Below are 23577 nucleotides of genomic sequence, written 5' to 3'. Positions count from 1 at the left end.
TATTTTTGGTGAACTAGTTATAGATAGTCATTAAAACAATTCGCAATACTCGCAGAGCGAGAAGCTAAAGCTACGCAATTCGCAATACTCGCTCCGCGAGAAGCAAGCTACGCAATTCGCAATTGCGTTTTGTGGCGGGGATTTTACCCCGATACAAAACAAGCTGTCTGTAGAGATAGGGGAATTAAACCCCCAGGCTTTGTTAAACAAGGCTTTGTTGAATCAGGGAATCATGGGGACTGACGCAAAAACATGCAACATTGACTGCGTCAGCTTTCTCGCCCGCAGCATACATAATCAAATATCCAAGCTTGTGCAAATTAGTTTTGACACAACCAAAGACTGAAGCCGGAGTGTCAGTACAGCTAATTATGGTTGCCTAGTGATTCGCCAACCCAGAATTGACGGTTGAGATTGACGCGGAGATTTTTGTCCCTTACTACCCATGCTCACTTCGGAAATCTGTATTTGAATATACAATATTTATTATTGACGAAATGAATGAGATAAAATATTTATCTTCATGATTTCGCTTTTCCCAGCGCAGATGGTGAGTTGTTAGCAATAATTGACAAAAAACTAAAAACTAACAACAAATCTTTATTAAGAGTATGCAGAAATGTTACTGTTAGTTAATTAGTTATATGCCGAATAAATTTTTAACCGAAAAGTTGTCTACTCAAACTGTTAGTTGTATATCTTTCCTTGCGGTTGCGCCGGCGAAGGTAATTCGTGGTTCTCAGATTTTGGCAACTGCTGTTGAGGACATTGCCCGTTTGGGTACACGCCCTCTAGTAATTGGTGGAAAAAATACCCTGGCTGCAATTGACACACTCTTGCAACCCCTGTTTAAAGCTAAGTCTTTGGATGTCAAAAAGACTTACTATAGTCCTGATTGTAGCGAAGAGAGTTTGCGAACTCTTCGTAGTACCTCAAAGGAACATAAAGCCGATGTCATTATCGGTGTTGGTGGTGGTAAGGCTTTGGATACAGCAAAATTAATCGCCCACCAATTGAATTTACCTGTGGTGACAGTGCCGACTTCCGGTGCAACCTGTGCAGCCTGGACAGCGCTATCGAATGTATATTCGGATGATGGGGCTTTTCTGTACGATGTTGGCTTATCCCGTTGTCCCGATTTGCTGATTTTAGATTATGATTTAGTACAGACTGCACCACAACGAACTTTAGTAGCAGGAATAGGAGATGCGATCGCTAAATGGTATGAAGCATCTGTTAGTAGTGGGAATTCGGAACAAACAATCATTATTGCCGCAGTTCAACAAGCGCGAGTATTGCGGGATATTCTCTTGCAAAAGTCGGTAGCTGCACTCCAAGAACCTGGAGGTGAGACTTGGCGCGAGGTTGTTGATGCTTCGGTGTTACTAGCTGGTGTGATTGGTGGACTTGGTGGTGCCCAGTGCCGTACTGTTGCTGCCCATGCTGTGCATAATGGATTAACGCATATTTGTGGGCATGGTGACTTAAAGAAAAGTATCCACGGTGAAAAGGTCGCTTTTGGGATTTTGGTACAGTTGCGGTTAGAGGAGATGGTACAAGGGAATCAACTCGCCAGCGCCGCCAGACAGCAACTATTGAAATTCTATACAGAAATCGGCTTGCCAAGCAGTTTAGATGATTTAGGTTTGGGTGATGCAACTCTCAAGCAGTTACAAAAAGCCGCAGAAATTGCCCTCGAACCCAAATCAGATATTCACAGATTACCATTCAAGGTGTCCCTGGAGCAGTTAATGGCAGCAATGGTGTCAACGACTGCACCAATGGAGGCGAAAGATACCATGAATCGTGTTTCTGTTCGGGGTTTGAGTGACGAGGTTGAAGGATGAGCTTAAATTGGATTAACCCAGCAGAACGTATCAAGAAATTACCTGCTTACCCGTTTGCGAGGTTGGATGAACTCAAGGCAAAGGCGAGGGAACAAGGATTAGACTTGATTGATTTGGGGATGGGAAACCCTGATGGGGCAACACCTCAACCCGTAATTGAAGCAGCAGTGAGGGCTTTGCAAAATCCTGCCAATCACGGATATCCCCCCTTTGAAGGGACTGCGAATTTTCGTCATGCCATCACAACTTGGTATCATCGACGTTATGGTGTTACTCTTGACCCCGATAGCGAGGCTTTGCCACTACTAGGTTCTAAAGAAGGGTTAGGACATTTAGCATTAGCTTACATCAATCCTGGGGATGTGGTACTAGTACCTTCACCATCATATCCCGTACATTTTCGTGGTCCCCTAATTGCTGGGGGAGATGTTTATAGTTTGCATCTGAAACCGGAAAATAACTGGTTGATTGATTTGACGGCAATTCCCGACGAAGTGGCGCGAAGAGCCAAAATTCTCTACTTTAATTATCCCAGTAACCCGACAGCAGCGATCGCACCTCGTGAATTTTTTGAGGAAATTGTTGCTTTTGCCCGTAGGTATGAGATTTTGCTCGTCCATGACCTATGTTATGCCGAATTAGCGTTTGATGGCTATCAACCAACGAGTTTATTGGAAATCCCCGGTGCTAAAGATATCGGTGTGGAGTTTCACACCATGTCAAAAACCTATAATATGGCGGGTTGGCGGGTTGGTTTTGTGGTAGGGAACCGCCAAGTTATTCAGGGTTTACGGACTTTGAAGACGAATTTGGACTATGGGATTTTTGCAGCTTTACAAGCCGCCGCCGAAACGGCATTACAACTACCCGATAGTTATTTAGTTGAGGTACAAAATCGCTACCAGACTCGCCGTGATTTCCTCATTCAAGGCTTATCACAGTTGGGTTGGGATTTACCCAAAACCCAGGCAACAATGTACTTATGGGTTCCCTGCCCATCGGGGATGAGTTCTACAGACTTTGCTTTAGATGTATTACAGAAAACAGGTGTGGTGATGACACCCGGTAATGCCTTTGGCTCTGGTGGCGAAGGGTACGTGCGTGTTAGTTTGATTGCAGATTGCGATCGCCTGGGTGAAGTATTGCGTCGTCTGCAACAAGCTGGGATTCGTTACAAATCGGAAGCCTTTGCCTAATTGCAATTGTATTAAATATTCAGATACCTACTTACGGTTAATGAAGCTCTCATCAATGCATGGGAGCTAATTTTTACTGTGTAAAAGCAACAATGCTAGTGTAATTACTGAAATAACTTTCCATAGTTTACCGGATATCCAATCAGCCAATATTGTCTTATATATGGAGAAGCGCGACTAAATAGATACATATTTAGTTTCTGTTCCACTAACTATTAAAGACATCTCAACGGATAGCTTTTAGTTGAATTTATCAACAAATAATATCAGGCTAGGGTATTATTTGCGACTGGTGGATATCAACCTAAGTAGGTAGGTTTGGTTAATTAAACATAAAACCTCAAGAGAGTGGACTGGCGAACCTCGAATAAGTCCGTATCCCCTTCGCTCCGATTGAGCTGGGCAAACCACTAGCATACAAAGGCGGAAATCAAGCTACCATCTAAAAAATGGTTGAAAAGCTTATAAAATACTCTTTCTTTCTTTTGCCTTCATATACTAGGGTGTTGCTACAGACTATTTTTCTTTTTTCTTTTTTATAGATTTTATTTTTTACTTATTTTAAACTGTGTAGAACGAGGATTTCTAATGGATAGCGCACAAGCGTATGAAAAATGCTTAAAGCGATTGACATGGGCAACTAAGAGTCTCAAATTAGAAATTCAGTCGCATCAGTTAGCGAAGATAGCTGATTTGATTGTGCAGCCAATGACGGGACCTTGGCGATATTTTCATACTCCACAGCATATATTTGAAGTGGGTGGTACTGGAAAGCCAATAGAAGTCTTAGCGGCGCTATTTCATGACTTGGTTTATCTTCAAGTCGATTTAAGCATTAACTTGAATCTGAGTTACTACATTTCCCCCTTCATTACAGAAATTAACAGCAACTTGACGATTCGCAAATCAGCACAACTGCCCCCAGATAACACATTTGCCCTCGTTGCTTCCGTATTTGGCTTTGTGCCAGGACAAATACTCAACCCCTATGCCGGGCAAAATGAATTTTTGAGTGCTTTGGTTGCCGCCAAAGTCTTGGAACCGTTTGTATTACCGCCACATATCTTGCAGATTGTCGCTTGTATTGAAGCAACGATTCCTTTTCGTGGCGAAACTAAAGATGGATTAACTGCCAGCGATCGCCTTTACAAACGTTTACAAAATACCAATATTGAATTTAATTTGGGATTGACTGACGCAGAAATTGTGGAAACTGTCAAAGCCAGTGTGCGGATGGCAAATCGTGATGTCAGTAGTTTTGCCCATCCCCAAGCCGCAGAATTTTTGGCAAATACTTGGAATTTATTGCCGGAAACTAACCACAACCTGAGTACAATGGGTGCTTATACGGTTGGTGATTACCGCAGTGCTATCCAAACCATCGAAGGCTTTATGAGTTCCCTCGATCCCCAGTTGATTTTTCATCAGTTTCGTGGCGAACCGGATAATTGTAGTTACGAGCTATTGTACAAACGTGCCAGTCGCAACCTCAAAATTGCTCAACTATATTTACAATCTAAACTAGTGACGATCGCTTTAATTGAAGCCATGTCATTAACTATTGGTGTGGATATTCCCCTTACCATCATGATGGGGGAAATTCCCCTGCGTGGTTTTACCTTTATGCCCCTGGAACATTTCCTGCCGGAAGTTGACAATCCCTATTCACCGAGAACCGATATCGAAAAAGAAGTATTCGACTTACTGACTATCGGACGTGCCAAAAGTATCCATAGCGATTTACAGCACTCACCAATTGCCACATTTATTGTTAAATCCATCGGCTTCGAGGCAATTTACCACCAGTGCGATCGCAGCAAACAATTTTTTCAAGATAATATTTCTTCAGAGGAATTTATTGGCGGTTTTTCCCCTCCCCTCGTCGAAAATATTATTGATGCTTTGCTACAGTTGTTTGAAAGCCGCAAAACAGCAATGGGTCGTTGTTACAGCATTACCCGTACTACAAACTCAAATTGTCAAGTGCAATTGTCCTAGCTATTTTCCCAAAAATGATCCCATAATCGAAATAGAAACATATAAGTAAAATAAATAATAAGTATCAATGTCAACTCCCAGTGTCGTAGCTCCCAATCATATCGCGTCCAGTTTTCATGCATTGTCAGACCCTTTACGAATTCGGGTTTTGGAGCTATTACGACAACAGGAACAATGTGTTTGCGATTTATGTTCAGCTTTAGATGTCACCCAATCCAAGCTATCTTTCCACCTCAAAATCCTCAAGGAAGCTGGTTTTGTGGATTCCCGTCACCAAGGACGCTGGATTTACTACAGCCTAAATCAGGCTCAATTTACGATTATAGCAGAGTATTTGACTGATTTTAGCCGGATTCGCGATATCTTGCCTGCTCCTTGCTGCAAGGATTAACTTGATATCACAGGGCAATGATTTGATGAAATGCCAACATCATCCGACAATTAGGAATCATGTAAAACTAAGTAGTGCAAGCGTCTCGCTTGCTATTTCCCAAAGGTGGGCAAGACTTCGGACGTTCGGCGAAGCTCAGTCGAGCCGCGTGAGGGCTACTTCGGTAAAGCTCCCTTCTCCTGTTGGAGACGCACTCGCGTTCGACAAGCTCAGGGCATCGCAGTACAAGTCAGTCCTTCGACAAGGCTCAGGAACCATCGAACGCTGCCCACACTACTTGTTCAATTTATTTTTACACGACCACTTAGGCAACGCCCCAGAAGCCTGAGAATCATTTAGCCGATTTCGTAACATTTGTACATTGCTTTATCCATCAATTTTTTTTGATGTTTTTCCACATCTGATAGTATTATGACAATTGACATATCAATTTTTTTTGAAATGAGATGTGTATAGTTTTAATATAAGTCATACAGGTGAAGTCCATGAACGTAAGGGTCATGAAACAGGCGATCGCGTTTGGGCTATTAGCGCTGACAGCTAGTTGTACAGCTACGCCCAAATCATCAACAGTACCTTCAGATGCCAACCAGTCACAATCAGTGAAAGAAGTTGCAGCATCTGAAAGTCTGACAATTGTCAAGGTTGATGGTTCGAGTACAGTATTTCCAATTACACAAGCAGTTGCCAAAGAATTTCAAGCGAAATCGAACAAAAAAGCACAGGTAGAGTTGAAGGTTTCCGGTACTAGCGGCGGATTTGACAAATTCTGTACTGGTGAAACTGATATTAATAATGCCTCACGTCCAATCACTAAAAAAGAGATGGAGGTATGTCGTCAAAATGGGATTGGATATATAGAACTTCCGGTCGCATTTGATGCTTTAAGTGTGGTCGTAAATCCGCAGAATACATGGGCAGAAGATATTACTGTCGAAGAGTTGAAGAAGATTTGGGAACCTGCTGCTGAAGGTAAAATTAAGAACTGGAATCAAGTACGTGCATCCTATCCCAATCAACCTCTGAATTTATACGGTGCTGGGAAAAAATCAGGTACTTTCGACTACTTTACTGAAGCGATCGTGGGCAAAGCCCAATCTAGCCGCAATGACTATAAAGGCAGCGAAAATGATGACGAGTTAGTTAGAGGCATCATTGCCGATAAAGGGGCGTTGGGTTACTTTGGTTACGCTTATTACCAGGAAAGTCAAGGCAAATTGAAGGCTTTGGGTATCGATGGCGGTAAGGGTGTAGTCTTACCATCGCTGCAAACCGTCGAAAAAGCCCAGTATCAACCACTTTCCCGACCTTTGTTTGTGTATGTCAATCCCTGGTCGAAGAAGAAGGAAGCTGTTTACGAATTTGCCAACTTCTACATCAAACAAGCACCGAAAGCAGCCAGCGCCGTCGGTTACGTACCCTTACCAGAAGAAGCATACCAAATCAACCAAGTTCACTTAAATAACGGCAAAGTAGGCACTGTGTTTGCTGGAGAAGCAAAATTTGATTTGACTATTAGCGCATTGTTGCGAAAACAAAAGCAATTTTAGCAGTCGTAAATTTAAATATTAGCAAGAAGGTGGCTACATCAATGAGTATTCGTGTTGGTATCAATGGATTTGGCAGAATCGGTAGACTAGCTTTGCGGGCAGCATGGGGATGGTCAGAATTAGAGTTTGTGCATATTAACGAAGTTAAAGGTGGAGCCATCACAGCAGCCCATTTACTCAAATTTGACTCCGTTCACGGACGTTGGGCACCGGAAGTAGAAGCCCAAGGCGATCGCATTTGCATTGATGGAAAAAGCGCGCTGAGTTTTAGTGAGTATTCGCAACCAGGTGAAGTTCCTTGGGAAGATTTGGGTGTGGATGTGGTGCTGGAATGCTCTGGTAAGTTTCGGACGACAGCAACCCTCGATCCCTATTTTAAGCGGGGAGTGGAGAAGGTAATTGTGGCTGCTCCGGTGAAGGAAGGAGCGCTAAATATTGTCATGGGAGTTAATGATCATCTTTATCAGCCGGAACAACATCATCTCCTCACTGCCGCCTCTTGTACGACAAATTGTTTAGCTCCAGTGGTGAAGGTAATTCATGAAGGTTTGGGGATTAAACATGGCATCATTACCACGGTTCATGACAATACCAACACCCAAACTATTGTCGATGCACCTCACAAAGATTTACGTCGAGCCAGAGCCACTAGTTTGTCTTTGATTCCCACTACCACAGGTTCGGCAACAGCAATTGGCTTAATTTATCCGGAATTGAATGGTAAGCTCAACGGCTTGGCTGTGCGAGTACCTTTGCTCAATGCTTCCTTAACAGATTGTGTCTTTGAAGTTGTCAGACCAACTACTGTAGAAGAAGTGAATGGGTTGCTGAAAGCAGCCTCCGAACAAGCACCGCTTCAAGGAATTTTGGGGTATGAGGAGCGTCCTTTAGTTTCTATCGATTACAAAGATGATCCTCGTTCTTCTATTATTGATGCTCTTTCGACAATGGTTGTGGATGAAACGCAGGTGAAAATCCTTGCCTGGTATGACAATGAGTGGGGTTATGCCAACCGGATGGTAGAACTGGCTCGTAAGGTGGCTTTAAGTCTGAAGTCGGCTTGAGATGCTCTTTCATCCCCCAATTCTGAGTCTTTGCGTAAATTAGTGGCGAATTGAAAGGCAAAATTTGACCTTACTAATTCCCTGTCTGAATTTGCGCCCCCATCTCCCCATCTCCGCGTCCCCGCCCCCCCCCATCTCCCTTCATCATCTTTTTGGAGAATTGAAACTACTCATGAGTTCCACAACTGCTTCTAGTGCCAATTTTAAGAATTATATTCTGGTGACACTAGCTTATTGGGGATTTACTATCACTGATGGTGCCCTGCGAATGCTGGTGTTGCTCTATTTCAACAACATTGGTTATACTCCCATCCAAATTGCTTCTTTGTTCCTGTTCTACGAAGTTTTCGGCATCATCACCAACTTTCTTGGTGGCTGGATTGGTTCTCAATTTGGGCTGAAAATAACTCTTTATACTGGCATTGGACTACAGATTTTTTCTCTAGTCATGCTCTCTTGGTTAAATCCTGGTTGGGCACAGTGGATGGCTGTAACTTACGTCATGGTGGCGCAGGCATTTTCTGGGATTGCCAAAGACTTAACCAAAATGAGTACCAAAAGTGCCATTCGCTTAGTTGTACCCCAAGATGCCCAATCTTCCCTGTTTAAATGGGTGGCAATTCTCACAGGTTCCAAAAATGCCCTCAAGGGAGTTGGTTTTTTTGTTGGTAGCGCCTTGCTGGGTGGATTTGGCTTTATTAATTCCCTGTGGATTATGGCTATTGGACTATTCTTGATTATGTTCACGGGGATGTTATTACCCAAGGGAATGGGCAAAATCAAGAAAAAAGTCAAGTTTAGTCAACTATTTTCTAAGAGTGAAGAAATTAATATTCTCTCGGCGGCACGATTCTTTCTATTTGGTTCGAGAGATGTATGGTTTGTTGTAGCTCTGCCAGTATTTTTACGTAGTGCATTGGGCTGGTCATTTTATCAAGTAGGTGGATTCCTCGCCTGCTGGGTAATTGGTTATGGTATCATCCAATCCCTAGCACCAACATTGATTAAGCGATTTGGTTCCGGTCGTCCACCGCAAGCAAACACCGTTCAGTTTTGGACATTTACTTTAACAATAGTACCAGCTGCGATCGCGATCGCGCTGCAATTAGGTATACCAGGTAATCTAGTCATAGTTGCTGGTTTAATGCTGTTTGGTGTCGTATTTGCCTTCAATTCCGCAGTTCACTCATATTTAGTGCTGGCTTTTACCGATGATGACAAAGTCGCACTCAATGTTGGTTTTTATTACATGGCAAATTCTGGTGGTCGATTAGCTGGTACAGTTTTGTCAGGTTTAATTTATCAGTTTTGTGGCTTAATCGGCTGTTTATGGACATCGATGTTTTTTGTCCTGGCGGCAGCTTTAGTTACTTTAAAACTACCAAACCCAAAACCAAGTAAAAATATAGCTTGGAAAGCTGGGGATGGAGATTAACAAACGAAGGTTGTCAGCTAAAATTTCCACCTTCCATCTTCAGAGTCAGCATTAATTATGAATACAAATCAACCAATCAAAAAAACACCAGCAGCTGCGGGCAGTAACCTGAGCTTTTTTGAAAGATATCTCACAGTCTGGGTATTTTTGTGCATCTTTGCTGGTATCACCTTGGGAAAATTATTTCCTGGGGTAGCCTTAGCATTAGATGCGATGAGTGTATATCAAGTCTCAATTCCCATTGCTATTTGCTTATTTTTCATGATGTATCCCATCATGGTAAAAATTGATTTCACTCAAGCTAAAAATGCCCTCAGAACTCCAAAACCAGTAATTTTAACGCTAGTTGTGAATTGGTTAATCAAACCTTTCACAATGGTTGTAATTGCTAAATTTTTCTTGGGGTGGTTATTTCGTTCTTTTATCATAGAGACAGAAATAATTCGTGGTGTGGAAGTTTCTCTGACAAATTCCTACATCGCCGGGACAATATTATTAGGAATTGCACCTTGTACGGCAATGGTGTTGATGTGGGGTTATCTTTCCTACGGTAACCAAGGACATACTTTAGTAATGGTTGCAGTCAATTCCCTGGCAATGTTATTTTTATATGCACCTTTAGGAAGATGGTTATTAGCTGCGAATGATTTGGTTGTACCTTGGCAAACCATTGTTCTATCTGTATTAATTTATGTGGGATTGCCTTTAATCGCAGGCATGTACAGTCGTTATTGGATTTTTCAACACAAAGGGAAAGAGTGGTTTGAACGGAAATTTTTAAAATATCTAAATCCGGTGGCAACCAGCGCCCTATTAATTACCCTAGTCCTGTTATTTGCATTTAAAGGTGAGCTAATAGTCAAGAATCCGTTACATATTTTATTGATTGCTGTACCGTTATTTCTACAGACAAATTTTATTTTTTTAATTAGTTACGTAGCCGCATTAAAATTGAACTTATCTTACGAAGATGCAGCACCAGCAGCATTAATTGGAGCTAGTAATCACTTTGAGGTAGCGATCGCAACTGCTGTGATGTTGTTTGGCTTAAATTCTGGTGCAGCACTGGCTACAGTTGTAGGGGTTTTAATCGAAGTCCCTGTAATGTTGATGCTGGTGGAGTTTTGTAAACGTACAGCCGCATGGTTTCCCCGGGAACCGGAAAAAGCAACTTTACGTGACCCACGCTGTGTTAGTTATTTTGAGTAGTTAGGTGCAATATTAATTGCTGACACCATGAAAAAAGTAATGTTTGTCTGTAAAAAAAAATTCTCGGCGATCGCAGATGGCTGAGGCTTTTACCCGTATCTTAAGTGAAGGTAAAATTGCAGTCACAAGCGCAGGTTTGGAAGCCAGTCATGTAGATGCGATCGCAGTTGAAGTCATGTCAGAAATTGGTATTGATATTAGCAATCAAAGTTCTAAAGCCCTCAGGGAATTTAATCCTCAAGACTACAATGTTGTCATTTCTTTGTGTGGTTGTGGTGCCAATTTACCCGAAGCTTGGGTTCTCAGAGAGGTATTTGAAGACTGGCAACTTCCAGACCCAGAGGGTGAATCAATTGATACATTTCGTGTGGTTCGAGAGCAAGTAAAAGAACGAGTGATAAAATTAATTGCAGCACTCAGCGAAAGTGTAGAAACGTTAAGGGTTCAAGAATAAGCTGTGGCGCATTTAATTTGTATATGAGACGCGGGCTTTCCGTCCCCGGAGTTTTCCGTGAAGAACATCTCCCCGGAAACTCCTCTCCGCACTAGAATTATTTTGGGTTTTTGACTTATATGATTTAGCTGCACATCAGCTGATCTACTTATCTATGAGCTTGATCATCCATAAAGATTGTGTTTGAAAACCAAGTTGATTATATAAGTTCAGTGCAGGTAGATTGTTAGTAAATACTTGCAGTCCAATTTGTTGATCACCGCGTTTTTTTGCCCAGGTTTCCGCATACTGTATCAATGCCTTACCAACTCCTCGTCTGCGGTGTTCGGGAAGAACGTAGAGTAAAAATAAATGGGCATGGCGCAAACCTGTTATTTGGTTGATCGCATTTCCCATCCATAGACAAGCAATTGGAGAGGGAAAATCACCTACCTCTTCTCCGACAAAATTAACCCACCACAGGGGTGTGTCATTAGATAAATATTGCTCAACTGTTTGCAAGAGATGGGAAAAATCTTGGTTCGGAAAAATATCCTCATAGGTTCTCTTCATAAACTGGAAAAGTAAACCTCGATCTGAAGTCGAGCCTTGAACAATATGATAACCAGGTATTAAAACAGTCAAAATAGTCTAGGGAAACTCATCTATATCAAACTTCGCATAAAATCCTCGTAAAAAATATCCTTCGGGAAATTTTCCGAAGGATTGATGAAATATTAAAATTCTTCTCCCCAAAATTGGGTGGCAATTAGTTAAAACGATGCCAAAGAAGTGGGAATCAGGTTTGAAGCCGGCATAATCAAGCCGATACCACTGTCAACGGGTGCGGGTGCTGCCATATCAGCAGGTAAAAAAATGCGGGCACTAGTTGCGACTAAAGCGATAAAAAAGATGATAACAACAAGCAAGGGTGCAATATATTGACGAAAAATAGCCATGATTTATGTTTTAGGAAAGTAGCGCGATCGCAATTAAGTTGAATTTTTGTTAATGACACTGAATTTATTTTAGCGGAATTGGTATTGGGCATTGTGGAATCGTCAAAGACAAATCACTCTACCCATTACCAATTAACCATTCACCATAACTAAATTAACGGCGATCGCGTTCAATATCAGCAATCACTCTTTCCCAATACCAATTTTCTGGCATGTCGGGATAGGTTCGCTTTGCTTGTTCGACGAGACGACTAGCTCCTTCAATATCTCCTGATAGTAAATTTATGAGTCGGTTTTTTAGTTGAGTATTGGGTGCAATTTCTTCATCATTATTGATACTGCTATATCCGTTAGGAGGCTGAATGCGTCCTCTATTTTTTGGTTTTTGCTGTTTGCGAAATTCCCAAAATAATACGTAGTAAAGGGTGGCGAATATCACAATCAAGCTAAATGTTCCCAGAAAGGTGACGAGATTAAGCACCAAAGTACCGCGAACCAACTGCGAGAGAACGTAGCCTAATAAAGTTCCTGTAAATAAAAGGATAATTGTAGAAATTGTAATAACAACTTTTTGCCCCATATACTAAATTTCCTTATCTTCAAGCCCAGGTCTGGGTATTCTTACTGTTTGGGCATTCCAAGGGGCAACAAATGGTAGTAGTAATAGTCCAGGAATAGCGGCGACAATGGTTAATAAAAAGAATGTTGACCAACCTGTTGCTTTTGCCCATTCACCAGCCGGTGCAGAAAGTACATCACGACTAATCGCCATTAAACTCGAAAATAAAGCAAATTGCGTGGTCGTAAAGCGATGATTACACAAGCTCATCAAAAATGCCACCATTACCACTGTCACGAGTCCAGCACAAAAGTTTTCGATGCTGATGGCAATAAAGAGGACGGAAAGGTTTTTTCCGGCGATCGCAACGGCATAATATCCGAGGTTGCTCATGAGTTGCAGCAGTCCAAATATCCATAGACTACGATTCACCCCTACTTTTGTCATTACTATCCCACCAGTCAGCACACCAAATGTAGTAGGTACTAATCCCACCAAAAACATTCCCGCAAGATCAGTTTTTGTGAATCCAGTTTGGAGGAAAAATGGAGTGCTAGTAATGCCAACAAGGGAATCACCCAGTCTATAAAGGAAAATGAATGCGAGGATAGTGCAGCCCAATGGTAATCCGACACGCAGGAAAAATTCTTTAAAAGGTAAGAATATTGCTTCTTGTAAGTTTTGCGGAGGTCGGTTGGCGAGGTTTTCTAATCCTTCTGCTGGCATTAACAATGATGTGACAATCCACGCGACAAGTAATGCTGCTAAAAACCAGTTGAAATGTTTTAGTTCGATTTTTTCGTCAAATACACTCCACAGCAAACCTGTTACTAATCCAGTGATGGACACAAGGAAAATTACATCTTTGCCAGATAATGGTGCAGGTTTGGACAATGGCTGCGGTAGTTGAGGTTCCCTGGGTGCCCAAACTGTTACGAATACACTTACTAGCATTAATCCTGCCATCAGGAAATAAATTATGTTCCACCCCACTCCTCTATCAGCTAGAAACAAGGCTAAAGGGAGTGCGGCAAATAAAGCCAGACGATAGCCTAAAACCCACACCGATGCACCTGGTTGAGCTTCTTCCGGTTCCAGGACATCAGTACGGTAAGCATCCCCGACAATATCTTGGGTTGCGCTCAAAAATGTAATTGCTAAACAGCTGATTGCCAGGATTTGTAAAGTTGAGTTATCTTGCGATGGTTGTTGGAAAGCGAGTGAGGCGATCGCAATTACTAAGCCGATTTGGGTAATTACTAACCAACCCCTTCTTAATCCTAAAACTGGCGGTGTAAACCTGTCTAATAGTGGCGACCACAGAAATTTGAGGGAATATGGTAAACCAAGTAAACTAAATAAGGTAATTTGGGCAATGTCAACGTTGGCATCTTGTAACCACGGTTGTAATGTCCGAGTTGTTAAAAATAAGGGCAATCCTGATGCAAATCCCAGTAATAATAATGCGCCCATTTTGCGGCTTTGAAATGCCCGTCGCAAGGCTTGAATATCTTTCACTATGTTAGTTTTCTCCTCAATGATGGATAAAAAAATACCAAAAATTTTAGTTATCTTGCCATATTTATGGTGTAATGTCAGGTATTGCTTGGAAAAGGTTCAAGGTTTTAGTTTTAACTTGACCTCTAAGTAGTTGCTTGTTTTCGCAACTTCTGCAAGCAATTATCAGCTTATTTTCATAAAAATTATTAATTCCAAAAATATTATGCTTTTAGCAATAAAGGCGATCGCAAAAAAACCTAAATCTATCAACAATCTGTCAGTGATTCCCTATTCCTGGTAATTTATTTATGTGGCGTTATCACAGGAGTTGGGGAGTATGTTTCGTTACTTAGCAAAGTGGTTATTCTTGTGGGTAGTAATTGTTGGAACTGTGTTTTTGTCACCAGATATTGTCAACGCACTACCAAATCAATCACAAGCCAACATCACCCCTGCTGCAAACAATACTAGAGTTATGGAACTGACTCCACGTCAACGTCAGATGATGCAAGCAGTAAATCAAGGACGTAACCGTGCTATTAGTAAAGTCTTAGAAGAGTCGCAACAAAAGAAACTGATCAAGTTATTGCGTGGGGGAGATAGTTTAAACCAAGCCGTTGATAAACTCAAATTATCTTCCGAACAAAGCGAAATGATTCAGGCAATTATCCAGCTATATTATCTGAAAATGAAAGCTGTCACTGTCAATTTTTGATCAGGAAATTGGGAAATATTCTCCTCTCATACCAATTCACAATGCTCCCTGCGGGAGAGCTAACGCTAACGCAATACTCGCAGAGCGAGAAGCTAAAGCTACGCAATACTCGCTCCGCGAGAAGCAAGCTACGCAATGCTTCCTTCGGAAGAGCTTCGCTAACGCAATTAAAAAACTTAGATGCAGCAAAGCTTTCAGGATTTACATCTGTATCAGATTTTTCGTGAAATGGTATCAAGTGATGACATCTAACAATCTCTCAACATTATTGGCAAAATTAAGGGTGCAAATATATAGTTTGCACCCTAAAATGAATTTTTATTAGCATGAAATAAACGGGATTTTATCCACGTCGCCAGACTTTCACATTGCCTTCGGCACTTGCACTCGCAAGCATATTACCATCAGGACTAAATGTTAGGTATTTCACGCTTGATATATGTCCGGAGAGGGTAGCAATTTCTTCTCCAGTTTGCAGGTTCCAGAGTTTCACTGTCTTATCTGCACTGGCACTGGCGAGAATGGTGCTGTCTTGATTAATTGCCACACAATTGACTTCATCCCCATGACCAACTATAGCTCCAATAAATTCTGCGGTTTGCCAATTCCACAACTTAATTTTGCCATCAGCACAACTACAGATTAATAGTCTTTCATCGGGGCTAAATGCTACGGAAAAAACTGGAGAATGGGCATTGATGGTGGCAATTTCAGTTTTCGAGTGGAGATTCCAGAGTTTGATAGTTTCGTCATAGCTACCGCTTGCTAAAATCGCTCCATTCGGACTGATAGCGAGGCTATTTACCCAGTCATGGTGCTGAACAAAAGTTGCGGTAGCTTGTGTATCTTCAGTATGCCAAATTTGGATTGTTTTACCGCGATCGCCACTGATAAAGTTTTTATTATCTGCACCAAATGTGAGAGCATTGACTGCGTAGGCGTGGGGAACAAATTCACGAATTTGTTTACCTGTAGATACATTCCACATCTCAATGCGCTGACTCAAACCACTACTGATTAGGGTTTTACCATCTGGACTAAAGGCAAGTGTTTTTAAAACACCAGAGTCGCGCTTGAGGGTACGAATTATTTCCCCTGTTTCTAAATCAAACAATTTGATGTAGATACTGCCAACAGCAAGTATTTTTCCATCCGGACTGAATGCTAATGCTTGTGAATTTCTAGTTAAAGTATGAACGCATTCCCAAATTTCTGGCTTGGCAAATGAGGTATTTTTATTTACAGAACCAACGGGAATATTAACTAATTTCAAAGCAGATGCGTAATCTAAATATTGCTGTACAGATGAGCTTAATAATGCGCTCTTACCTGAAACTTCCCCTAAAGAAACTCGATAATCAGCGATCGCTTGGGCAACGCTTGCAGATAAAGCGGAATCAGCAGAAGTTGAATTTGATATGCGTGATGGTAAAAACATAGTCCCTTAGAAATACGTTAGATTGCGATTTTTTAAACAGTCATTCACGGATTGCCACTATAATTTCAGAACAGTAAACACCAAAACAATTACCTATTCTGAGAGAAGCAGAGATAAAATTACGTTGTACCTCTAAATGAAGTACACAAAACAACGTCTTAATTTAGGCGCTAATTTTGAGAGCGATCGCGTTAAATATACCCAGATTGAATACACTAAAAAAATACACGCGATAGACCGGGATATCCTCACTTAAAACTTGTATATTTCTCGACTTCCCAGGTTTTTACAGTCAGGCGGAAACAATAAAAGTTAAAAATTTAGAATGAAAATTGTTTTTCCTTAACCTTTATCTCACTGCCCTTTAACTTTATTGTCAAGTTTCCAGACTAAAAGTAAAGATAAATTAATAAAATGTTAATGATTAAAATTAGAAATTGATAACTTTGCTGTGAATAATTGGCAATTAGCAAACAATCGGTTAAGTGTTAGCAAAAATACCAACAAATCACAATTAACCACTAACACCAAGGAACTAACAATCAACAACCTCCCTACAATTAACTTTTCACACTTTCTTCTCACGAACTGTTAGTCTTGATACGGTTTCTTTAGCCAAATTAGTCTATTACTTTTAATAATCAGTAGTATTAATACTTACGATATGGGAGTAATTAACTTTATTTTTGACAAACAATTCTGGCTTTACCTAAATATTTTCCAGGAACAAGCAAGAATAAAAGAAACACTTACGCACTCATTTCCCCTAATTTCTAGCTTGCAGAACGTAATACTGTCACTAGTAGTTATACTGAAGAAGACTAATTTAGATATATTGCTAATTGTAAAGGATTTTAAAGTAATAAGATAGTCCCTATAGGGGTTAATTTTAATATTTACAGAGACTGGGAGCAAACACAAAATCGGTGATGACGGAGCAATAGAAGAATATTTGACTTTTTCTCGCTGCGTTTCTGACTCCTCCACTTCACCCTATAATTAATCTTTGCCCCAACTTTAGTTGATTAAAACCATGTCGGACGATATCCGTGCCACGAGGCTAGAGAAAGCAGAACAATTCAGACAACTAGGAATAAATCCCTATGCTTACCACTGGGAGTCTACCCATCACACCGTACAATTACAAGAGAAATTTGCAGATTTACCTAGTGGTGAAGAAGTAGATATTAACGTTGCCGTTGCCGGACGAGTAATGGCAAGAAGATTTATGGGTAAGCTAGCTTTTTGTACCCTGGAAGACGAAACGGGTAAAATTCAGCTTTATCTAGAAAAAAAAGCCATAGAAGAAGGCATGGCAGGTACATTTGAAAATGCCTTTAAAACAATTGAAAAACTCATAGATGTCGGTGACATTATTGGCGTAAAAGGTAATATTAAACGAACTCAAAAAGGCGAATTATCGGTTTTTGTCAAACAATTTTTTATTCTTACGAAATCTCTTTTACCATTACCTGATAAATGGCATGGCTTAACTGATGTTGCCAAACGCTACCGTCAACGTTACGTGGATTTAATTGTTAACCCAGAAGTCCGGCAGACGTTTCGCCGTCGTGCCCAAATTACGGCAGGTATACGACGTTACTTAGAAGAAAGAGATTTTTTGGAGATTGAAACACCTGTATTGCAATCAGAAGCGGGTGGTGCAGATGCACGTCCATTTATTACTTTCCACAATACGTTAGATATTCAGTTGTATTTACGTATTGCCACGGAATTGCACTTGAAGCGATTAATTGTTGGTGGCTTTGAGAAAGTATTTGAAATGGGGCGTATTTTTCGGAATGAGGGAATCTCAACTCGCCACAATCCTGAATTTACATCAATTGAAGTGTACCAAGCATATGCCGATTACCACGACATGATGGATTTAACGGAGGGGATTATTACCACCGTTGCTAAGGATGTGATTGGAGAATTGCAGATTACTTACCAAGGGGAAGAGGTGAATTTAACACCACCTTGGCGAAGAGTGACAATGCATGATTTGGTGAAAGAGTCTACAGGCTTAGATTTTGCAACATTTAGCACTGTGGAAGAGGCAAAAGTTGCCTGCAAAAATGCAGATATTCCTGGTGTTGATGAATGCAATTCACTAGGCAAGTTATTAGTTTTGGCTTTTGAAGAAAAAGTAGAAACGACCTTAATTCAGCCGACATTTGTCATCGATTACCCGGTTGAAAATTCACCTTTAGCCAAACCCCATCGCCACAAACCGGGATTAGTAGAGCGGTTTGAGTTATTTATTGTCGGAAGGGAAACAGCCAATAGTTTCTCCGAGTTAACCGATCCGATCGATCAACGCCAGCGTTTGGAAGCCCAAGCAGAACGTAAAGCTGCGGGTGATTTGGAAGCCCAGGGTGTTGATGAAGACTTTTTAACAGCCCTAGAATATGGGATGCCACCGACAGGAGGATTGGGTATTGGTATTGATAGATTGGTAATGTTACTCTGCGATTGTGCCAGCATTCGAGATGCGATCGCATTTCCATTACTGAAGCCAGAGAAATCAGACGAAAAACCCGAAGTAGAAGCATAAATAAGAGTTTAGAAATTAGAAGTCAGAAGTCAGAAGTCAGAATAAATCAAGCACTGACAGCTGATAACTGACTTCTTAAACCCCGTTTCCAGATAAAATCCTCAAGAGAAACAAATTCTCTAAGGAATAGTAATTTTGCAGGCACAAGAGATAAAACAGAGACTTCAATCACTCCTACAGGAAGCATCTATCATTGACCCCAACTTAGCGAAAAGGTTAGGGGAAATCAATCGTTGGGTAAAAAATGTCAAACCAGGTTTACTAACAGCAAAACCTTTCCTCAGTTTATTTTTATTACAAATCATTCTTGATGCTGATGCTTGGCTAAAATTCAAAACTTTAGCATCAGTAGAAGAGCAACAAGCAGCAATTAATGCCTTAAATCCAACTGTGAGGTATTGGTACAGCGATTTATTTCCCAAATGGTTAAGCGAACATGACCCCAAATTTTACATTTGGAAACAAAAACTCATGGCTGGAGAGTTCAGTCATCAAGATCAAAATTTAATCAAATCTATTGCTCATAACATGAATCAGCGTAATGCCGGAATTGTGCAGCGCTATATTGCAGACCTATCAATGGCAACTGATATAATTATTAGTAGCCAGCAAGAGAAGCCTTTATGTATCCAGCTTACCAGTCTCGCAGACGAATATTCCCAGCAAAAGGTAGATGATTGGAAAATGAGTTTGCGTTTTTGGGGGGTAGAGAGAGGATTATTTTTAAGTTACAACCCGAATGTCGATGATTTTGTGAATCGAATAGTCAATATTTCCCTACATAACAGTGATCATCTGCATAATGGTATTTATTTAAAATTTAATGTCTAGAAGCTCTGAAATTGAACATCCAACATTTAAAATATAAGCCTTGGTTATTTTCACTATTGGGTTTGATAGTCATATTCTTGACAATACTTATTTACAAATCACAGGTATTATGGTAGAAGAAACCAGCGATCGCCAACACAGAATCGAAAAGTTTTTAAATGCCGTAGAAGCTGCTCAAAAATTACAAGACGATATCATGACACATGGCTTGGATGCGGCTTATTTATATTACCAAGATATTGATAGTAGTTGGCTCGAAAATTGGGATGAAAATGAGGATAAAAGTATTTTAGAATCGATTTTAATGTTCCTAGAAAGTGATGATGAAGTTGCGGAAAGGTTCAGGGAACAGTTAATCAGTTCTAATACAGAAAATACAAATCAATTGGGAAAACTACCAGAAATTGCTATTGAATTGGAAAAATCTTTAACAGCTTCTTCACAGGAAACAGAAAGACTTTTTGCGACTAAAGATGTATTAATTTCTCATTTAAGTTCTAAGTTAAATCTGATTGAGAATAATACAATGAGCTTATTTGACTTAGCAAAAGAATTAATAGAAAAACTAGAACATATTGTTATTCAAAATAATGCAGAGCAATCTTAAAAAACTCATAAAACCTGCTTACTTATTAGGGAGATAAGTAGCTCGGTGTTAAAAATTGTCGTTATGACAAGGCAGAGGGCAGAAGGCAGAAGGGAAGAGGGTTTTATACCAATTTGCAATTTGCAATTCGCAATTCGCAATACTCGCAGAGCGAGAAGCTAAAGCTACGCAATACTCGCTCCGCGAGAAGCAAGCTACGCAATGCTTCCTTCGGAAGAGCTTCGCTAACGCAATTAAAAAACTTAGATGCAGCAAAGCTTTCAGGATTTACATCTGTATCAGATTTTTCGTGAAATGGTATTAGGTAACTTTACTTTTCGTTATATACTACTCTGCGAGAAGCCGCTCCGCGTCTACGGTTTATTTGCACCGTTCTACTTAGTGAAAACATAAATTGTTAGAGATTTTATATTTATCAATTCTATATATAAACACTGAGATACAAGTGCATATACATACGTTAGGAAACAAAAACTTTTGGTCATTTGCATCAAAACTTTAATTATCAAAAATAAAGCTTCTTCATGAGCTTGAAACTTGTAGTGGGTATTTGCAACATTCATTATCATGAGAATTTTAGTTGATAACTGCCTGTAAACCTTGATTTTCAAGACAAATTTTGGACTTTCATGAGAAGTTCAATACCTATCAAATCAGCAAAGTAAAAAGTGAATTCATTAATTGCTCAGTCGTTAATTTAGATATTTTTTCTTGCCCACAATACAGAATAAATTATCAACAGAATTATAATCCCTTAATTCATGTACCTAAGTAGTTTTCCATTTAGGTAATTTTTGTCATCCAAATTTAAAAATCAATTAAAAATCAATTAAAAATTCGTATTTTTACATAAATCTCCGTCAGATAAAAATCCGAATCATCCCCCATGTCGGCGAATAAAAACATCGTTTACAGTCGAAAAGACAAAAAATACTTTTCTTACATGCTGCTTCGATTATTTATAATTTCTTTCTGTTGGTTTGCAGTTACCGGATGCTCTGCAAATGCCCAACAAAAAATTATCTCAAATATCAATAGTTACCAGGCTGAGCAAAATCTAAATATCCCTAAAGATAAGTTAGCAAATCCAGCCTTAAATCAACAGGCAAAAATTATTAACTCAAAAATATCTGACTTGGATACCAATAGAAATTTATCCAGTTCTGCTAATGCAAATAACTTTTTTGAGAGTAAAGGTAATGCTAAATCAAAGAAAGTATCTGTTGGAGCAGGTGGAGCTATTAGAAGTTACATGACTCTCATACCCACAGAAAAAAGTAATCAGTTGGGAAATCCCCTATACGAACTGCGTTTATTTGCTAACGGGCAGCAAGTTGCTTCCTACATGACTGTATCTGGTAGGGCACATACCCAAACCAGAGATCGAAATCGTTCGGGAACAGAAGCTCCATTACCAGATGGAAGATACAAAATAGCCAAAAGTGTAATTCGTGGCACTATTCCAGAAGCAGGCGATCGCTTTTTGGGATTACAGCCAACATTCCGTACAGGACGTACAGATTTGGGTATCCATTACGACCCATCATTTAATCTGAATAACAATGAAGATGGAACATCTGGATGTATTGCTCTCACTAACCGTGAAGAATTAACTCAAGTGCTGAATTTTGTCCGTACTTATAAGCCTCAATTCCTTGAGGTTTCTATTCGCTAAAGGTTTTGCCCAAAACCTTTATTTATAGGCATGAATGTAGATGTAGAGATGTGATTTAATCGCATTTCTACAAACCTAATTAGAAGTGTAGAAATTAGACCAAATATTAAAAATTTATCAATAGTCTCTAGATAATCTGCTGAAAATATGATAAATCAGTATTACCAAAATGAATACTATAGGCAATATTCAAGTGTTCAAGAGTTTCCACTAACCAAATAATACCGTTAGTTGTTGCTGATTCATAATGATTAAACAGAATTGCAAATCGCTTTGCCAAATATGGTTTAATCTTACGGCAAATTAGCACAACCTTGAGCAATAAAGACGTGGTAGTTAAAGTTCCCTGATTGGCGATTAAATCAATAAATGTAAAATGCTGGGGTGAAATTTGGCTCTCGACAACTAAAAAGTTAAGCAGTTGGCAGCAAGTTCTAACTAATAAAAACTCATCAAGTTTATATTCATCTGCATCTGCTAAAGTATTTTGTAATTTTTTGTACAAATGCTGCGGAAACTTTCGATTACCATAGTCGAAATCAATACCCGAAATTAAATATTCGTATAAATCATTTTTGAAGGCACCATAAGAAGAAGCTTGACTGCTGTAATTTAAAAATAGCTGTGCATATTCTTGGTAAGAATAGCCTCCTTCAACTTTGCCAATAAATTGTTTAATTGCCGCGTTCAGCTTAGTTTCGGATAGCAAGGTAGGATTACTTACCGGTTGAATTGTGCGAATTTTATGATTAGCTGTAAAACCAACTTGATTGAGATGATGACAGCGTACTTGATAAGTCACATAACGAGATAAATCGATTTCAAATTTTTTCTGCACCTCGGCTTTAATTTTTTTGACAGTCCATTGATGCTCAAAAGTCGAATTTTCTGTTAATAAACAATGTTCATATAAATATGGATAGCGACGCATCAAAGTAAATAGTTGTTTTTGTTCATGTTGTGCCGAATCATTTTCTGCTATTACCTGTGTCAGTCGTCGCAATATTATATATTGTTCGCTGTCGATAAATTGTTTAATTAATGTGTGTAAACGACGAATGGCTTTTTCACGAAAACTAGTAATTTTATATCGAGATGGTGGAGATTGAAAAAGTGTGATTAGCTCAGGAATCGCATGTTGTAATTGTGGCTGCATATGCCATCGGTTAATTAATATATGACAGCAGCGATTTAGAAAAAACTTAAATTCTTGTGTGGCTGTTGCAGATGCTGTAATTTTATCTAGGGCTGCAACAATTTCCGCTTCAGGATAATTAATTCCTTCAATAAATAAAGTACGAAAACGCTCTATCATTTCGTGAGGAGACTTGATTTGTACTAAATGAAGCAAATGTTGATATATCTTCTGTTCTTCAAGAAGAATATTTGGATAATAAGAATTTATCAAATTACTCACTTTGCTTACACCATCTTCAAGTTAATTTAGTTATCCGATAAATCTTCAGGGAATGTTGCTCTATACTTTAATCTTGATAATTTAATTCAATGCATAAAAAATTTTCTGAAATCATTACTCCCTGAAATCTAGGACAGTAAATAATTACTAAAGGTTCCACTTGCGGAGCTATGCGCTTAAAATCAAAACGAAGAGA

General features: G+C 39.7%; 19 protein-coding genes and 1 pseudogene. 14 read left to right on the top strand and 6 right to left on the bottom strand.

Annotated elements, in window-relative coordinates:
• Positions 1-644: 644 nt before the first annotated feature.
• The 9 genes and pseudogenes from VB733_RS10355 to arsC all read left to right on the top strand — a co-directional run bounded on the left by VB733_RS10355 (position 645) and on the right by arsC (position 11144).
• Positions 645-1847: an iron-containing alcohol dehydrogenase family protein gene (locus VB733_RS10355; protein ID WP_323340009.1), complete on the top strand. Its 1203-nt coding sequence runs from the start codon at positions 645-647 to the stop codon at positions 1845-1847.
• Complete coding sequence (locus tag VB733_RS10350) at positions 1844-3043, top strand: aspartate aminotransferase (RefSeq protein ID WP_323340008.1); 1200 nt, start codon at positions 1844-1846, stop codon at positions 3041-3043. The genes VB733_RS10355 and VB733_RS10350 overlap by 4 nt, the downstream gene beginning before the upstream one ends.
• A gap of 588 nt (positions 3044-3631) precedes the next feature.
• A complete protein-coding gene (locus VB733_RS10345) occupies positions 3632-5041 on the top strand; it encodes a hypothetical protein (RefSeq protein WP_323340007.1) in 1410 nt (469 codons plus the stop codon).
• A 67-nt stretch (positions 5042-5108) separates the two neighbouring features.
• Positions 5109-5432: a metalloregulator ArsR/SmtB family transcription factor gene (locus VB733_RS10340; protein ID WP_323340006.1), complete on the top strand. Its 324-nt coding sequence runs from the start codon at positions 5109-5111 to the stop codon at positions 5430-5432.
• A 485-nt stretch (positions 5433-5917) separates the two neighbouring features.
• Complete coding sequence (locus VB733_RS10335; protein ID WP_323340005.1) at positions 5918-6982, top strand: PstS family phosphate ABC transporter substrate-binding protein; 1065 nt, start codon at positions 5918-5920, stop codon at positions 6980-6982.
• 41 nt (positions 6983-7023) lie between these two features.
• Complete coding sequence (locus VB733_RS10330; protein ID WP_323340004.1) at positions 7024-8046, top strand: ArsJ-associated glyceraldehyde-3-phosphate dehydrogenase; 1023 nt, start codon at positions 7024-7026, stop codon at positions 8044-8046.
• A gap of 172 nt (positions 8047-8218) precedes the next feature.
• Positions 8219-9481 (top strand): organoarsenical effux MFS transporter ArsJ, encoded by a 1263-nt coding sequence (gene arsJ / locus VB733_RS10325; protein ID WP_323340003.1) that lies wholly within the window; start codon positions 8219-8221, stop codon positions 9479-9481.
• A gap of 57 nt (positions 9482-9538) precedes the next feature.
• Positions 9539-10690, top strand: coding sequence for an ACR3 family arsenite efflux transporter (gene arsB, locus VB733_RS10320; RefSeq protein WP_323340002.1), 1152 nt, complete (start codon positions 9539-9541; stop codon positions 10688-10690).
• Between the two features lie 27 nt (positions 10691-10717).
• Positions 10718-11144, top strand: a pseudogene (gene arsC, locus VB733_RS10315) (arsenate reductase, glutathione/glutaredoxin type).
• Between the two features lie 144 nt (positions 11145-11288).
• Here the strand turns inward: arsC and VB733_RS10310 are convergent.
• The 4 genes from VB733_RS10310 to VB733_RS10295 form a co-directional block, all read right to left on the bottom strand.
• On the bottom strand, positions 11289-11696 hold the full coding sequence (locus VB733_RS10310) for a GNAT family N-acetyltransferase (protein WP_323340001.1): 408 nt from the start codon (positions 11694-11696) through the stop codon (positions 11289-11291).
• A 200-nt stretch (positions 11697-11896) separates the two neighbouring features.
• Positions 11897-12082: a hypothetical protein gene (locus VB733_RS10305; RefSeq protein WP_323340000.1), complete on the bottom strand. Its 186-nt coding sequence runs from the start codon at positions 12080-12082 to the stop codon at positions 11897-11899.
• Positions 12083-12236: 154 nt separating this feature from the next.
• Positions 12237-12662, bottom strand: coding sequence for an ABC transporter permease (locus tag VB733_RS10300; protein WP_323339999.1), 426 nt, complete (start codon positions 12660-12662; stop codon positions 12237-12239).
• Between the two features lie 3 nt (positions 12663-12665).
• Positions 12666-14159, bottom strand: a complete 1494-nt coding sequence (locus VB733_RS10295) for an AmpG family muropeptide MFS transporter (RefSeq protein ID WP_323339998.1) — start codon at positions 14157-14159, stop codon at positions 12666-12668.
• A 319-nt stretch (positions 14160-14478) separates the two neighbouring features.
• Here VB733_RS10295 and VB733_RS10290 point away from each other — a divergent pair, with 319 nt between their 5' ends.
• Positions 14479-14856 carry a hypothetical protein gene (locus VB733_RS10290; protein ID WP_323339997.1) on the top strand — a complete coding sequence of 126 codons (378 nt, stop codon included), beginning with the start codon at positions 14479-14481 and terminating at the stop codon, positions 14854-14856.
• 343 nt (positions 14857-15199) lie between these two features.
• Here VB733_RS10290 and VB733_RS10285 read toward each other — a convergent pair whose 3' ends face one another.
• Entirely contained in the window at positions 15200-16294 is a 1095-nt protein-coding gene (locus tag VB733_RS10285) for a WD40 repeat domain-containing protein (protein WP_323339996.1), read from the bottom strand.
• A gap of 1033 nt (positions 16295-17327) precedes the next feature.
• Between VB733_RS10285 and lysS the strand changes: the two genes are divergently transcribed.
• From lysS to VB733_RS10265, 4 genes are all read left to right on the top strand, one after another.
• Positions 17328-18851, top strand: a complete 1524-nt coding sequence (lysS, locus tag VB733_RS10280) for a lysine--tRNA ligase (protein WP_323339995.1) — start codon at positions 17328-17330, stop codon at positions 18849-18851.
• A 135-nt stretch (positions 18852-18986) separates the two neighbouring features.
• A complete protein-coding gene (locus tag VB733_RS10275; protein ID WP_323339994.1) occupies positions 18987-19682 on the top strand; it encodes a hypothetical protein in 696 nt (231 codons plus the stop codon).
• 40 nt (positions 19683-19722) lie between these two features.
• Positions 19723-20289 carry a hypothetical protein gene (locus tag VB733_RS10270; protein ID WP_323339993.1) on the top strand — a complete coding sequence of 189 codons (567 nt, stop codon included), beginning with the start codon at positions 19723-19725 and terminating at the stop codon, positions 20287-20289.
• Positions 20290-21175: 886 nt separating this feature from the next.
• A complete protein-coding gene (locus tag VB733_RS10265) occupies positions 21176-21964 on the top strand; it encodes a L,D-transpeptidase (RefSeq protein ID WP_323339992.1) in 789 nt (262 codons plus the stop codon).
• 127 nt (positions 21965-22091) lie between these two features.
• Here the strand turns inward: VB733_RS10265 and VB733_RS10260 are convergent, their stop codons facing one another.
• Positions 22092-23381, bottom strand: coding sequence for a hypothetical protein (locus tag VB733_RS10260; RefSeq protein ID WP_323339991.1), 1290 nt, complete (start codon positions 23379-23381; stop codon positions 22092-22094).
• Positions 23382-23577 lie beyond the last annotated feature (196 nt).

Source organism: Calothrix sp. UHCC 0171, from assembly GCF_034931845.1.
GTDB lineage: Bacteria > Cyanobacteriota > Cyanobacteriia > Cyanobacteriales > Nostocaceae > Brunnivagina.
The sequence above is the reverse complement of the archived record's forward strand: the minus strand, read 5'-3'. Positions and strand labels throughout refer to the sequence as shown.